Genomic DNA, 13,573 nt, shown 5'->3' with positions numbered 1-13,573 from the left:
GATCCTCTTCATCCGTGGGCCGGGCGCCTGCCCGGCGCCATCATTTCTGTGCGCCCAGGAAGCAGCCGACCGCGCGACGATCGTCGGCGCTGGCCATTCCGGCATAGGGCATGTAGGTACTGGCGACGAAGCCCTTCTGCACGTGGGCGGGCGCGCAGTCCATTGCCAGCGCCGATTGCGTCGCCAGCAGCAGAACAACGGAAAGCAGCCCCGTCTTGCGTTTGTGCATCAACATCACCACCTCGATCGTTCACAGGCCTGCCCCGCAGGGTCGCAAGGACGCGCACGGAAACAGGGCCGATGTCCGGATTCTCGGCGCAGACGGGATTCGAGGTTTTTTTGTCTGTGCCAGTCGTGTTGGCTGGGCTGCCAGGTGTTGGCGGCAGGGGCGCACTTGTGGGGGCGAATTCATTCGCCAAGCAGGACGCAGTCCTGCTCTGGGACCTCTCCGGGGGCGGCTGCGCCGCCCTTGGCGATTGAAATCGCCCCTACAGGGTTAGCGCCCCTACAAGAACGCTCAGCCCTGGCTGTACTGCTTGCGGTACTCGCTGGGCGATACGCCGAAACGCGCCTTGAAGGCGGTGGAGAAGTAGCTGGAATCGGTGAAGCCCCAGGCGTAGCCAAGCGCCGAGAGCTTCTGCTCGCCGCTGGAGTGGCGCAGGCTTTCGGCGCAGAAATCCAGGCGGCGGTTCTTGATGTACTGCGCCACCACCAGGCCTTTCTTGGCGAACATTCGGTAGAGGCCACGCACCGACACGCCCACTTCACGGGCGATGGTTTCCGGGCAGAGTTCTTCGGCGCAGATGTTCTCGTCGATGAAGCGCAGGGTCTTGCGGAACAGGCGCTCGTGGGAGTCCGGTTCGACCTCGGCGCAGGTCAGGGCCGGACGCAGCAAGCTGACCATCGCCTCCAGGGTGGCTTCACTCTCGGGCAGGCTGAGGCTGCCTTGGTGGGTGGATTCGATAATCAGCCGGTTCGCCAGCACCGCCACCGGCGAACTGGCGGGGATGCGCTGGGCGCAACGCACGCCGGAGAAGCGCAGCCCCTGCTCGACCACGTGGCGCGGCACGATCAGCGACAGCTGGCGGGAATTCTCGTGGTAGACGAAGTCGCTGGGCTGGGTGGAGTCGATCAGGGTGATGTCGCCGGGTGCGAGTTCGATGCTGTTACCGCCCTGCTCCATGCCGGCGCGGCCCGCCAGCTGGAACGCCAGGTAGAAGTGCTTGCCGTCGCTCTGGGCCACTTCCTTAGGGGTGCGGAACAGGCGCGCCTGGGCCACGTCCACGAAGCTCAGCTTGATGGCGCCGGCCTTGTGCTCGCGGATGGCACCGGAAAACTCCGAACCCAGCAGCTTGGCGCCGAAGCGCCCGCAGACCTGGTTGATACCTTGCAGCCACTCGTCGAAGTGGTCTGCCCTCAATGCTTGTGCACTCATCATGGCTTTCTCAGCCTCACGCTAGGCGTTGTTCTTGTCATTATCCGGCCAGGCCGGGTTCACCTCGTCCGTGACTGCCGCCCCCTGGGCGGCTGCTTTACCTCAATCCACCGAATCGCTGATAGAAGCTCTCTCCGGCGTCAGGCAACGGACCATCCGCGGTTTCCAGCGCCGCGTTCAGCCATTCCTCTGCCTTGGCAAAGATGAGTCGGTAGATATTGCGGCACAGCTGACGCGCCGCGCGGCCTTCCCAATCGCCCGGAAGGAGTTCATCGGGCAGTTGTGGGTCACGCAGCAGCAATTTGCGGTATTCGTGGATCAGCAAGGTTCGGGCCACAAAGCAGTCGGCCGGTTGCAGGTTCTCCTGCTCGCGCAGGGCCTGCCAGAGCGGGCGGAACAGCTGGATGAATTCGCTGTAGTGCGTGCCCAGCTCGTCGATGTTCCAGCTCTCGCGAACCTGCATGCGCAGGGCCTTGGAGGCCAGCACGTCCTGGGAGCGGGTTTCGAAAATGATGCTGTCTTCAACCGCATCCAACTCCTGCAGGGTCGCGGTCAGGTCCACGCGGTCGCAGCGCGGGTTGGCCAGCACGGTGGGCGAAATCGCACCAAAACCTTGCCATTCCAGCTCTTCGCGCACCTGCTTGCGCTTGTCCTGGGGCAATTGCGAGAGCACCACCAGCGACCAGGCGCCGTCCCAGGCCGGCACATTGGAGCTGTAGACCCGCTTGAAGGCCTTCTCGAACCGCCGCCGGCCTGTGCCGGTCAGGCTGTAGTAGCTGCGCCGACCAACCTTTTCGGCACTCAGCCAGCCTTCCTTGGTCAGGCGAAAGATGGACGTGCGGATCAGCCGTTCATTGATGCCCATGGGCTCCAGCAACTGGATCAGGCTGCCCAGCCAGACAGTCCCGCCGTGGGGCTCGATGGCATCGCCGTAGAGGGTGATGATCAGCGAGCTGGCACGAATGGGCGTCTGCTGCTGGAAGCGGGTGACGAGTTGATCCAAGGGCACGAGCGAAGTCATGGGCATTCTGGAAACGGAAAAGATGCCGAATATACCCGCAGGCTCATCGGCATGACCATCGGGGAACACCCCCGGTGTGCGAAGACCGCACTCATTGCGACGAAGTACCCTTTGGGCGCAGGCCACGGTCGGCGATACGCGGTCGGTCGGCCTCCACCTCCGCCAGAGGCGCGCAGACTTCCAGGCTCGTCAGGCAGCGCTGGGCCAACAGCTGGTATTCACGGGTACCCGCCTGTTTCCAGGCCACTTCCTCATCGCTGAGGCGGCGCTTGACCTGCGCCGGTGCGCCCATCACCAGGGACTGCGCCTCGCAGCTGAAGCCGGCCTTGACGAAGGCGGTAGCCGAAACGAAGGAGCGCGCGCCGATCTGCGCGCCGTCCATCACCACTGCATTCATGCCCACCAGGGCGTCTTCGCCGATGCGACACCCGTGCAGCACAGCACCGTGGCCGATGTGGCCATTGCGCTCGACCACCGTGTCGCTGTCGGGAAAGCCGTGCATTACGCAGGTGTCCTGGATGTTGGCGCCCTCCTCCAGGACGATCCGGCCGAAGTCGCCACGCAGGCTGGCCAGGGGGCCGACGTAGCAGCCCGGGCCGATGATCACGTCACCGATCAGCACGGCGCTGGGATGCACGTAGGCGGTGGGATGCACCACCGGGGTCAATCCATCAAGGCTGTAGCAAGTCATCGGACGCTCCTTCTTCTTATACGCCGTGGCGACGGCTCTGCACGGTGACGAAACGACGGGAAACGAAGGCGCCATCGGTGATAGAGGCGTTGGCCGCCGGATTGCCGCCGCTGGCGTGGAAGTCACTGAAGGCCGCGGACTGGTTGACGAAAACGCCGCCATCGAAGTTGACCGACAGGGCCACCGCGACCTCCTGGGACAGCTGCTCGGCCTGGTCAAGAACGGCCTCGTCAGTGGAATACACGCCCAGGGTCAGGGCGCCCTTCTCGGCGATAACCTCCCCCGCCAGGCGCAGGCTGTGCGCAGTGTCGTCGGTGGCAATGACGAAGGCGATAGGGCCGAAGCGTTCTTCGGAATAGGCATCGCGGTCGGCGGCGTCCACCTTCAGCAGCAGCGGCGTATGGATGCGCGCGCCGGGGAACTGCGGATGTTCGCGGGCTTCGCTGTCCAGCAGCACCTCGCCCAGCTCGCGGCAGGCCTGGATACGCTGGGCGGTGGCCTCGGACTGGATGGCGCCGATCACCGCACAGGCACGCTCGTTGTCAGCGAGGAAACTGCGAACGGCGCCGACCAGGGTCTGAGCGACCTCATCGAAGCTCAATTGCTCTTCACCGTTGCGGATGCCTCCGCGCGGTACGTAGATGGCCTGGGTGGTGGTGCACATCTGGCCGGAATAGAGGCTCAGGGAAAAGGCCAGGTTGCGCGCCACGGCCTTGATGTCGCGCACGCTGTCGATGATCACGCTGTTGATGCCGGCCTTCTCGGTGAACACCTGGGCCTGGCGGGCATTGTCTTCCAGCCAGTTGCCGAAGGCATTGGAGCCGGTGAAGTCCACCAGTTTCACGCGCGGGTCCAGGGCCAGGCGCTGGCTTACCGGGGCTTGCGGGGTATCCACCACCAGGCTGACCAGCGCGGGGTCGTAGCCCAGTTCAGCCAGCACGTCCTGGGCGACCTTGACGCTCATGGCCACCGGCAGGATCGCGCCGGGGTGCGCCTTGACCAGCACCGGGTTGCCGGTGGCCAGGCTGGCGAACAGACCGGGGTAGGTGTTCCAGGTAGGGAATGTCGAGCAGGCGATCACCAGCGACAGGCCACGCGGAACGATGTGCCAGCGCTTGTCCAGCACCAGCGGATCCTGCTTGCCCTGGGGCTTGGTCCAGCGCGCCGCTTGCGGCACCTCGGCCATGGCGCGCCAGGCGTAGGCCAGCACCTCCAGGCCACGGTCCTGCGCGTGGGGGCCGCCAGCCTGGAAAGCCATCATGTAGGCCTGGCCGCTGGTGTGCATCACCGCATGGGCCAGGGTCGGGCTCAGCGCGTTGAGGCGCTGGAGGATCTCCAGGCAGGCGCCCACCCGCGCGTTCGGGCCTGCATCGCGCCAGGCCGGCAGCGCCGCCTGCATACGCGCCAGCAGCGCGTCCGCGTCGTACTGGTCGTAAGTCACACCCAGGTCGAAACCATAGGGCGAACGCTCGGCGCCGGCTCGACCCACCCGCTGCGGGCCGGCCAGGGTGAAGTGCTGGCCGAGCAGTGCCTCGAAGGCCGCCTGGGCGCCCTTCACCGCCTCTTCCGGGTATTGCTTGAGGCTTTCCGGGAAGGGCGACCAGTAGCCGCGCTCGCTGATTGCCTGGATGGCACGCTCGAGGGTGCCACGGTGGTGCTCGAACAACTCGAGAGCGGCGGCACGGGCGGTGGTCGACATGAGAGAACTCCTCAACAAACGGGTGAAGCCACAAGGTGGCGCAAAGTGATTCGCTCGATGCCGAATTTTGTATCACATCAATCACAAACATAAAAGCGCAGCCATCTGTATCAGATGACGACCGGTCATCGGCATGCTCGGCAAGTCCATAAACATCCACGCAAGCCCGAAAATCCGGCGATACAGAGATAATTCCTGCCCCTGGCTATCTGGCCTTTGGTAGTAAAGACATTCGATATGAGACACATAAATCATATCTACACTTATTGTTTTGTATCGCTTTGTGGTTATACTCCGGCCAAAGTCGCCCTGCCCTCAGCGGGGTCGATACAGGAAGGGGTCCACCCCGAACCCACTAATAAGAGCGGCTGACAACGGCCGTGCGTGCACCTGAGGAAGAGTCGACATGCCTCGTACCCTTGCTGTCCTGCCGCCCGAGCAGGGTGTCCGCCTGATCACCCTGCAGCGCCCGGAAGCGCTCAACGCGCTCAATACAGAGTTGCTGGGTGAGCTGGCCGCTGAACTGGATGCCGCCGAACAGGATGCCGAGACCCGTGTCGTGGTCATCACTGGCAGCCGCAAGGCCTTTGCCGCAGGGGCCGACATCAAGGAAATGGCCGAGCGCGACCTGGTGGGCATCCTCAATGATCCACGCCTGGCCCACTGGCAGCGCATCACCCGTTTCAGCAAGCCGCTGATCGCCGCCATCAATGGCTTCTGCCTGGGCGGCGGCTGCGAGCTGGCCATGCATGCGGACATCCTTATTGCCGGCGAAGACGCGCGCTTCGGCCAGCCGGAAATCAACCTCGGGATCATGCCCGGCGCCGGTGGCACCCAGCGCCTGCTGCGTGCGGTCGGCAAATCCCTGGCCATGCAGATGGTGCTCACCGGCGAATCCATCGACGCCGGGCATGCCCAGCGCGCCGGCCTGGTCAGCGAAGTGACCCAGCCGGAATTCACCGTCGAACGCGCCATCGCCATCGCCCGCGTCATCGCCCAGAAGGCGCCGCTGGCGGTGCGCCTGGCCAAGGAAGCGCTGCTGAAGGCCGAAGACACCGACCTCGCCAGCGGCCTGCGCTTCGAGCGCCACGCCTTCACCTTGCTGGCCGGCACTCGCGACCGTGACGAAGGCATCCGTGCCTTCCAGGAAAAGCGTCGCCCCGAATTCACCGGCCAGTAACCCCGGCCCCTGCCCCTTCGAACTCCGTAGAGCGCCCAAAGCCATGAACTTCGAACACATCCTGTTTTCCATCGAGGCGGGTGTCGCCACCCTCAGCCTCAACCGCCCTGAGCAACTGAACAGCTTCAACGCCACCATGCATGGCGAAGTCCGCGAAGCGCTCAAGCAGGTTCGCCAGAACCCCGAGGTGCGCGTCCTCCTGCTGACGGGTGAAGGTCGCGGCTTCTGCGCCGGCCAGGACCTGGGCGACCGCAACGTGGCACCCGGCACCGCCGCGCCGGACCTGGGCGAATCCATCGAGAAGTTCTACAACCCGCTGATCCGCACCCTGCGCGACCTGCCCATGCCGGTGATCTGCGCAGTGAACGGCGTGGCCGCCGGTGCCGGTGCCAATATCCCGCTGGCCTGCGATCTGGTGCTGGCCGCCCGTTCGGCCAGCTTCATCCAGGCCTTCTGCAAGATCGGCTTGATCCCGGACTCCGGCGGCACCTGGACCCTCCCGCGCCTGGTCGGCATGGCACGCGCCAAGGCCCTCACGTTGCTGGGCGACCGTCTGACTGCCGAGCAGGCCGAGCAATGGGGCCTGATCTACCGCGTGGTGGACGACGCCGCCCTGCGCGAGGAAGCCCAGAAGCTCGCCCGCCACCTGGCCACCCAGCCGACCTACGGCCTGGCCCTGATCAAACGCAGCCTCAACGCGAGCCTGAACAACAGCTTCGACGAGCAGCTGGACCTCGAGCGCGACCTGCAGCGCCTTGCTGGCCGCAGCGAGGACTACCGCGAAGGCGTCAGCGCCTTCATGGAAAAGCGCACCCCAGCCTTCAAAGGACGCTGAGCCCATGCCCGCCCTCCACACATCTGCCACCGTCGCCGTGATCGGTGCCGGCGCCATGGGTGCCGGTATCGCCCAGGTCGCCGCCCAGGCGGGTCATCCGGTCAAGCTCTATGACAATCGCCCCGGCGCCGCTGCCCAGGCTATCGACGGCATCGACCGCCAACTCGGCCGTTTGGTGGAGAAGAACAAACTCTCCGCCGAGGCCCGCGCCGCCACGATTGCCCGCCTGCAACCGGTGGAGGCCATCGAAACCCTGGCCGACGCCAGCCTGGTGATCGAGGCGATCGTCGAGAACCTGGAGGTCAAGCGTGGCCTGCTGCGCCAGCTCGAAGCGCTGTGCAGCGCCGACTGCATCCTGGCCAGCAACACCTCTTCCCTGTCCATCACCAGCCTGGCTGCCGGCCTCCAGCATCCGGGCCGGGTCATCGGCATGCACTTCTTCAACCCGGCGCCGCTGATGGCCCTGGTGGAGATCGTCTCTGGCCTGGCGAGCGACCGCGACCTCGCCGAAGGCCTGTACGAAACCGCCAGGGCCTGGGGCAAGCAGCCGGTGCATACCCGCTCCACCCCCGGTTTCATCGTCAACCGCGTGGCGCGTCCCTTCTATGCCGAAAGCCTGCGCCTGCTGCAGGAAGGCGCCGCCGACTGCGCCACCCTCGACGCATTGATGCGTGACGCGGGCGGCTTCCGCATGGGCGCCTTCGAACTGACCGACCTGATCGGCCATGACGTCAACTACGCCGTCACCTGCTCGGTATTCGACGCCTACTACGGCGACTTCCGCTTCCAGCCCTCGCTGATCCAGAAGGAACTGGTGGACGCCGGCCGTCTGGGCCGCAAGAGCGGTCACGGTTTCTACAGCTATGCCGAAGGCGCTGAGCGCCCACAACCGGCCGAGCTGACCAGCGATGCAAGCGTGAAATCCTGTGTGGTGGAAGGCAGCCTGGGCGTTGCCAAACCCCTGGTACAGCGTTTGGTGGACGCCGGCGTGAACGTGGTCCGCCGTGACGGCAAGGGCCTGCTGCGGGTAGGTGACGCGGTAATCGCCCTGTCCGACGGCCGCCTCGCCAGCCAGCGTTCCCGCGAGGACGGCATCGCCAACCTGGTGCTGATCGACCTCGCACTGGATTACGCCAAGGCCAGCCGACTTGGCATCGCTTGCGCCACCAACACGTCCGGGCAAGCCCGCGACCAGGCGGTGGCGCTACTGCAACGCGCCGCCCTGAAGGTCAGCCAACTCAGCGACATCCCCGGCCTCGCCGTGCTGCGCACCGTCGCGATGCTCGCCAACGAAGGTGCCGATGCCGTGCTGCAGGGCGTGGGCTCAGCTGGCGATATCGATCTGGCCATGCGTGCCGGCGTGAACTATCCGCAAGGGCCGCTGGCCTGGGCCGACGCCATCGGCCTGAAGGAAGTCCTGCGCACCCTGGAAAACCTCCAGGCCGCCTATGGCGAAGAGCGCTACCGCCCTTCCCTGCTGCTGCGCCGCCAGGTTGCCGAAGGGAGGAACTTCCGTGACTAACCACGAAGCCCTCTCCCTCGCAGAAGCCTGCGCCAGCGAACTGTTCGAGCGCGATAACGCCAGCCAGGCCATGGGCATGCGCCTGCTCTCGGTCGCACCGGGCCAGGCCCGCGTCGGCATGAGCGTGCGCGACGACATGGTCCAGGGCCACGGCACCTGCCATGGCGGCTACCTGTTCGCCCTGGCCGACTCGGCCTTTGCATTCGCCTGCAACACCTACAACGAGGCCACCGTGGCCATCGGCTGCAGCATCGACTACGTGGCCCCGGCGCGCCTCGGCGACACCCTCACCGCCCAGGCCATCGAGCAAAGCCGCAGCGGCCGCACCGGCAACTACGACGTGCGCATCGAAAACCAGAACGGGCAACTGATCGCCCTCTTCCACGGCAAGTCCTACAAAGTGCGCGGCTCGGTACTCGCGCAGGAGACCCCTGATGAATGACGCCCTGATTATCGACGCCGTGCGCACGCCCATCGGCCGCTACGCCGGCGCCCTGTCCGCGGTGCGTGCCGATGACCTCGGCGCCGTGCCCATGCGCGCACTGATGCAGCGCCATCCCGAACTGGACTGGAGCGCCATCGACGACGTGATCTACGGCTGCGCCAACCAGGCCGGCGAAGACAACCGCAACGTTGCGCGCATGTCCGCCCTGCTCGCCGGCCTGCCGGTGACCGTACCCGGCACCACCCTGAACCGCCTCTGCGGCTCCGGCCTGGACGCCATTGGCAACGCCGCCCGCGCCCTGCGCTGTGGCGAAGCCGGCCTGATGATCGCCGGTGGCGTGGAATCCATGTCCCGCGCGCCGTTCGTGATGGGCAAGGCGGAAAGCGCCTTCTCCCGCCAGGCGGACATCTTCGACACCACCATCGGCTGGCGCTTCGTCAACCCGCTGATGAAGCGCCAGTTCGGCATCGACTCCATGCCGGAAACCGCCGAGAACGTCGCCGAGCAATTCAACGTCTCCCGCGAGGACCAGGACGCTTTCGCGCTGCGCAGCCAGCAACGCGCCGCCGCCGCCCAGGCCAAAGGGCGACTGGCGAAGGAAATCGTCCCGGTAGAAATTCCCCAGCGCAAAGGCCCGCCGAAGATCGTCGAACAGGATGAGCATCCGCGCGGTGACACCACCCTGGAACAGCTGGCCAAGCTGGGCACGCCGTTCCGCCAGGGCGGCAGCGTCACCGCCGGCAATGCCTCGGGTGTGAACGACGGCGCCTGCGCCCTGCTGCTGGCCAGCAGTGCCGCAGCCAAACTCCACGGCCTCAAGGCGCGCGCCCGCGTGGTGGGCATGGCTACCGCCGGCGTCGAGCCACGCATCATGGGCATCGGCCCGGTACCGGCGACCCGCAAGGTGCTGGAACTGACTGGCCTGTCGCTGGCCGACATGGACGTGATCGAGCTGAACGAAGCCTTCGCCGCCCAGGGCCTCGCCGTGCTGCGCGAACTGGGCCTGGCCGACAACGATCCGCGTGTGAACCCTAACGGCGGCGCCATCGCCCTCGGCCACCCGCTGGGCATGAGCGGCGCACGCCTGGTCACCACCGCCCTGCACGAACTGGAAGAACGCCAGGGCCGCTACGCCCTCTGCACCATGTGCATCGGCGTGGGACAGGGCATCGCCCTGATCATTGAAAGGCTCTGAAACGCAACAACCGAGATCTGAAAAACGGGTGAGGAGTATCCTCTTCCTCAGCACTCAGGAGCCTACATGGCTTCGGCATAAAAATAATTTGAGTGAAACCATGAACATGATTGCCAATACCGCCTTGCTTGACCCGATGGAAACCGCCAGCGTCGACCAGTTACGCCAGCACCAGCTGGAACGCCTGCGCTGGAGCCTGAAGCACGCCTACGAAAACGTCCCGCTGTACCGCCAGCGCTTCGATGAACAGGGCGTGCACCCGGATGACCTGAAATCCCTCGAAGACCTGGCGAAGTTCCCCTTCACCGGCAAGAGCGACCTGCGCGACAACTACCCCTACGGCATGTTCGCCGTGCCGCAAAGCGAGATCGTGCGCATCCACGCCTCCAGCGGCACCACCGGCAAACCCACCGTGGTCGGCTACACCCAGAACGACATCGACACCTGGGCCAACGTGGTGGCGCGCTCGATCCGCGCCGCCGGCGGCCGCAAGGGCGACAAGGTGCACATCTCCTACGGCTACGGCCTGTTCACCGGCGGCCTCGGCGCCCACTACGGCGCCGAGCGCCTGGGCTGCACCGTGATCCCGATGTCCGGCGGCCAGACCGAGAAGCAGGTCCAACTGATCCGCGACTTCCAGCCGGACATCATCATGGTCACCCCGTCCTACATGCTGAACCTGGCCGACGAGATCGAGCGCCAGGGCATCGACCCGCACAAACTGGCGCTGCGTCTCGGCATCTTCGGCGCCGAGCCCTGGACCGCCGAGCTGCGCCGCGCCATCGAAGAGCGCCTGGGGATCACCGCCCTCGACATCTACGGCCTCTCGGAAATCATGGGCCCGGGCGTGGCCATGGAGTGCGCCGAAACCAAGGACGGCCCGACCATCTGGGAAGACCACTTCTACCCCGAGATCATCGACCCGGTGACCGGCGAAGTACTGCCGGACGGCCAGATGGGTGAGCTGGTGTTCACCTCGCTGTCCAAGGAAGCGCTGCCGATGATCCGCTACCGCACCCGCGACCTGACCCGCCTGCTGCCGGGCACCGCGCGCCCCATGCGGCGCATGGACAAGATCACCGGCCGCAGCGACGACATGCTGATCATCCGCGGCGTGAACGTATTCCCGACCCAGATCGAAGAACAGGTGCTGAAGGTCAAGCAACTCTCCGAGAACTACGAGATCCACCTGTTCCGCAACGGCAACCTGGACAGCATCGAGGTCCACGTCGAGCTCAAGCACGAGCACGAGAACCTCGGTGAGTCCCAGCAGCAAGCTGTCTGCAACGAGCTGGGCAAGTACATCAAGACCTACATCGGCATCAGCTCGCGCATCATCCTGCGCCCCAGCTACTCGCTGAAGCGCTCCGAGGGCAAGGCCTGCCACGTGTACGACAATCGAAATAAGTAAGGCTGGCGCCAAAAAGAAGCCCCGTTCATGCGGGGCTTCTTCTTGGGCGGATCAAAGGGCTAGGAGGCAGTGCGAGCAACATGCTCGATGACGACCTCCACTGCTTCATCTGGAGAGATCACGGCAGAGTCCAGCCGCAAAGGCCGCTCGTCCCACGGCTCATAGTCATGCTCCAGAACCGATTGCCAGGTTGGCGGCGTCAGGCCTGGCACATCGACCGTGCGGGTTTCCACCCTGAGTCGATGCACCTGCGGGTCAGAGCACACCACCTCGATATCAAGCAAGGCCACGCCGGCTTGCATCGCAACCTCGCGCCACGCAACGCGACTTTCAGCCACCGGATTGACGCAGTCGACGATCACCAGACGCCCCATTTCCAGATTCGACTGGGCCAGGGCGATAGCGACCCGGTAGCCGCTGCGCCCCACATCATCGGCAAGAACTGCGGCGTCCCGAATCGCCTGCTCCATGGCATCCACCCTCAGGTAGGTCGCGCCCAGGCGGCGCGCCAATCGACGTGAGATCGTCGTTTTTCCAGTACCTGGCAATCCGCTGAAGACAATGAGCATTTCAACTCCCTGAATGCCGGTTGTGAGGGGGTCCATAGAACCTCGCCGCCGACGAGTATCAGTGCCCCGCGATACCCATTGCAGGTTCTACTCTCCCATGGGTGAACAGAGCTCAACCAGCAGTCCGTCAGGGCAACGCAGATAGGAGACCACCTGCCCCCAGGGTCGTTCCTGCGGAGCTGCCAGCTCCTGCGCTCCGGCCGCCAGTGCACGTTGGTGGGCGGCAGGGACATCGCACGTCACCAAGGCGATTTCAATGCCCAATGGCTGCGACGATTCATTGGCGCGGACATGGCCGCCCGGAAGATTCATATCCCCAAGCTCATGGGAAGCGAAAGCCAGAGTCGTGGCCCCGGTCTCCAGTTCGCCGTAGTCGCCGGACTCATGCAGAAAGCGGGCAGGTAAGCCGAATGCCAATCCGAAGAACTCCAGGGTGCTTCGCACATCCGACACATAGGCGATCGTGTATCCGAACTTCATGATCAGTACTTCCTTGTCAGCCACAGTTGTGAGAGCCAGGCATCATCGGTGGCCCTGCCCGGCCAAAGCAAGGGCGGCGGCCATCAGAAAATCCTCACCGCCGGTCGGATCCATCCGATTACGGCGACAATCCTGTCGAACGCCAACGAGCTCTTTCGACTCTTGGTTAGATCGGCCAGTCAAGGCCGGTTCCAATCGACAAAACGGAATCCAGACAGGAGATCGATCATGACCTATGTAGATGGCTTCGTAGTGCCCGTTCCCACCGCCAGCCGTGAGGCCTACCGCAAGGTGGCCGAGATGGCCGCCGGGGTCTTCAAGGAGTACGGCGCGCTCAGCGTCGTCGAGTGCTGGGGTAACGACGTGCCCGAGGGCAAGGTGACCTCCTTCCCCATGTCGGTGAAATTGCAGGAAGGCGAAACCGTGGTCTTCTCGTGGATCACCTGGCCCTCGAAGCAGGTTCGCGATGAAGGCATGGCGAAAGTGATGGAAGACCCGCGCATGAAACCCGACCCGAGCACCATGCCCTTCGATGGCCAGCGGATGATCTTTGGCGGGTTCGAAGTGTTGGTGAGTGCGTGATCGACCGCAAGAAGGGGGGCAGCTGCGCTGCCCTTGGCGAATGAATTGGCTATGTCTGCGTTAAGTGTTGCTAGAACGTCCGGAGCCAGGCTGCTTGCCGAGTTCTGCTGATGTTTCTGGTTTCGCCTTCCCAGGCGCCTCCCTTTGGCAGTCGACCCAAAGGAAGCAAAAGTCTTGCCCCTGCATCCGGCCCCGGCTTCGCCGGGGTACCCTCGCTCCATCGTTGCTCCGGGGGCACGGCGCGAGGGGCCATCCATGGCCCCACACGCCTCTCGCGGCATCCATGCCGCTCGCCCCCCTACACAACGATTCTGCTCGGCCTCCTGAAGGGGCGCAGTCGCTGCCCCACCTCGTCTGCCCGATATCAGGCCCGTGTGGGCTTCAGAATGGTTCGTGCCTCTCCGGCGCGAGTCACCCCTCTCCCTCTGGGAGAGGGGCTGGGGGTGAGGGCTGCGTCAGGCTGGCCCGAAAGCCTGGAATGCCTGCGCTAGAGCGCTTAAATCAACTT

13 protein-coding genes and 1 pseudogene are annotated in these 13,573 nt (G+C 64.9%); 7 read left to right on the top strand and 7 right to left on the bottom strand.

Annotated features, from left to right (window positions below; genetic code table 11):
- Positions 1-40 precede the first annotated feature (40 nt).
- The 5 genes and pseudogenes from G559_RS31215 to paaN all read right to left on the bottom strand — a co-directional run.
- Positions 41-136, bottom strand: a pseudogene (locus G559_RS31215) (c-type cytochrome); the annotation flags it as partial.
- A gap of 381 nt (positions 137-517) precedes the next feature.
- Positions 518-1,438 (bottom strand): transcriptional regulator FeaR, encoded by a 921-nt coding sequence (feaR, locus tag G559_RS0105900; RefSeq protein WP_028627358.1) that lies wholly within the window; start codon positions 1,436-1,438, stop codon positions 518-520.
- Between the two features lie 94 nt (positions 1,439-1,532).
- Positions 1,533-2,456: a phenylacetic acid degradation operon negative regulatory protein PaaX gene (paaX, locus tag G559_RS0105895; protein ID WP_028627357.1), complete on the bottom strand. Its 924-nt coding sequence runs from the start codon at positions 2,454-2,456 to the stop codon at positions 1,533-1,535.
- A 91-nt stretch (positions 2,457-2,547) separates the two neighbouring features.
- Positions 2,548-3,147: a phenylacetic acid degradation protein PaaY gene (gene paaY, locus G559_RS0105890; RefSeq protein ID WP_028627356.1), complete on the bottom strand. Its 600-nt coding sequence runs from the start codon at positions 3,145-3,147 to the stop codon at positions 2,548-2,550.
- 16 nt (positions 3,148-3,163) lie between these two features.
- On the bottom strand, positions 3,164-4,846 hold the full coding sequence (gene paaN, locus G559_RS0105885) for a phenylacetic acid degradation protein PaaN (protein WP_028627355.1): 1,683 nt from the start codon (positions 4,844-4,846) through the stop codon (positions 3,164-3,166).
- 406 nt (positions 4,847-5,252) lie between these two features.
- On the opposite strand from paaN, the gene paaF reads away from it, so the two are divergent.
- The 6 genes from paaF (at position 5,253) to paaK (ending at position 11,434) form a co-directional block, all read left to right on the top strand.
- Entirely contained in the window at positions 5,253-6,026 is a 774-nt protein-coding gene (gene paaF, locus G559_RS0105875; RefSeq protein ID WP_028627354.1) for a 2,3-dehydroadipyl-CoA hydratase PaaF, read from the top strand.
- Between the two features lie 43 nt (positions 6,027-6,069).
- Positions 6,070-6,861 (top strand): 2-(1,2-epoxy-1,2-dihydrophenyl)acetyl-CoA isomerase PaaG, encoded by a 792-nt coding sequence (paaG, locus tag G559_RS0105870; RefSeq protein ID WP_028627353.1) that lies wholly within the window; start codon positions 6,070-6,072, stop codon positions 6,859-6,861.
- A gap of 4 nt (positions 6,862-6,865) precedes the next feature.
- On the top strand, positions 6,866-8,383 hold the full coding sequence (gene paaH / locus G559_RS0105865) for a 3-hydroxyacyl-CoA dehydrogenase PaaH (protein WP_028627352.1): 1,518 nt from the start codon (positions 6,866-6,868) through the stop codon (positions 8,381-8,383).
- Positions 8,376-8,825 carry a hydroxyphenylacetyl-CoA thioesterase PaaI gene (gene paaI / locus G559_RS0105860; protein ID WP_028627351.1) on the top strand — a complete coding sequence of 150 codons (450 nt, stop codon included), beginning with the start codon at positions 8,376-8,378 and terminating at the stop codon, positions 8,823-8,825. The genes paaH and paaI overlap by 8 nt, the downstream gene beginning before the upstream one ends.
- On the top strand, positions 8,818-10,023 hold the full coding sequence (gene pcaF, locus G559_RS0105855; protein ID WP_028627350.1) for a 3-oxoadipyl-CoA thiolase: 1,206 nt from the start codon (positions 8,818-8,820) through the stop codon (positions 10,021-10,023). Before paaI ends, pcaF begins: the two co-directional genes overlap by 8 nt.
- A 100-nt stretch (positions 10,024-10,123) precedes the next feature.
- Positions 10,124-11,434: a phenylacetate--CoA ligase PaaK gene (gene paaK, locus G559_RS0105850; protein WP_028627349.1), complete on the top strand. Its 1,311-nt coding sequence runs from the start codon at positions 10,124-10,126 to the stop codon at positions 11,432-11,434.
- A 59-nt stretch (positions 11,435-11,493) separates the two neighbouring features.
- On the opposite strand, the gene G559_RS0105845 is transcribed toward paaK, so the two are convergent.
- Together G559_RS0105845 and G559_RS0105840 are read right to left on the bottom strand one after the other, a co-directional pair.
- Positions 11,494-12,003 (bottom strand): AAA family ATPase, encoded by a 510-nt coding sequence (locus G559_RS0105845; RefSeq protein WP_028627348.1) that lies wholly within the window; start codon positions 12,001-12,003, stop codon positions 11,494-11,496.
- Between the two features lie 87 nt (positions 12,004-12,090).
- The gene (locus G559_RS0105840) at positions 12,091-12,483 is read right to left on the bottom strand and encodes a VOC family protein (protein WP_028627347.1); all 393 of its coding nucleotides are present in this window, start codon (positions 12,481-12,483) and stop codon (positions 12,091-12,093) included.
- Positions 12,484-12,711: 228 nt separating this feature from the next.
- Between G559_RS0105840 and G559_RS0105835 the strand changes: the two genes are divergently transcribed.
- Positions 12,712-13,065, top strand: coding sequence for a DUF1428 domain-containing protein (locus tag G559_RS0105835; RefSeq protein ID WP_028627346.1), 354 nt, complete (start codon positions 12,712-12,714; stop codon positions 13,063-13,065).
- The last annotated feature ends 508 nt before the right edge of the window (positions 13,066-13,573 follow it).

It is taken from the genome of Metapseudomonas resinovorans DSM 21078, assembly GCF_000423545.1.
In the GTDB taxonomy this organism is placed as follows: Bacteria; Pseudomonadota; Gammaproteobacteria; order Pseudomonadales; family Pseudomonadaceae; genus Metapseudomonas; species Metapseudomonas resinovorans.
This window is presented reverse-complemented; position numbering and strand designations above follow the sequence as displayed.

Coding starts and splice junctions, on each gene's coding strand:
- pcaF (WP_028627350.1), top strand. CDS start 8,818: ATGAATGACGCCCTGATTATCGACGCCGTGCGCACGCCCATCGGCCGC.
- G559_RS0105840 (WP_028627347.1), bottom strand. CDS start 12,483: ATGAAGTTCGGATACACGATCGCCTATGTGTCGGATGTGCGAAGCACC.
- paaY (WP_028627356.1), bottom strand. CDS start 3,147: ATGACTTGCTACAGCCTTGATGGATTGACCCCGGTGGTGCATCCCACC.
- paaX (WP_028627357.1), bottom strand. CDS start 2,456: ATGACTTCGCTCGTGCCCTTGGATCAACTCGTCACCCGCTTCCAGCAG.
- paaF (WP_028627354.1), top strand. CDS start 5,253: ATGCCTCGTACCCTTGCTGTCCTGCCGCCCGAGCAGGGTGTCCGCCTG.
- paaG (WP_028627353.1), top strand. CDS start 6,070: ATGAACTTCGAACACATCCTGTTTTCCATCGAGGCGGGTGTCGCCACC.
- paaK (WP_028627349.1), top strand. CDS start 10,124: ATGAACATGATTGCCAATACCGCCTTGCTTGACCCGATGGAAACCGCC.
- G559_RS0105835 (WP_028627346.1), top strand. CDS start 12,712: ATGACCTATGTAGATGGCTTCGTAGTGCCCGTTCCCACCGCCAGCCGT.
- G559_RS0105845 (WP_028627348.1), bottom strand. CDS start 12,003: ATGCTCATTGTCTTCAGCGGATTGCCAGGTACTGGAAAAACGACGATC.
- paaH (WP_028627352.1), top strand. CDS start 6,866: ATGCCCGCCCTCCACACATCTGCCACCGTCGCCGTGATCGGTGCCGGC.
- feaR (WP_028627358.1), bottom strand. CDS start 1,438: ATGATGAGTGCACAAGCATTGAGGGCAGACCACTTCGACGAGTGGCTG.
- paaN (WP_028627355.1), bottom strand. CDS start 4,846: ATGTCGACCACCGCCCGTGCCGCCGCTCTCGAGTTGTTCGAGCACCAC.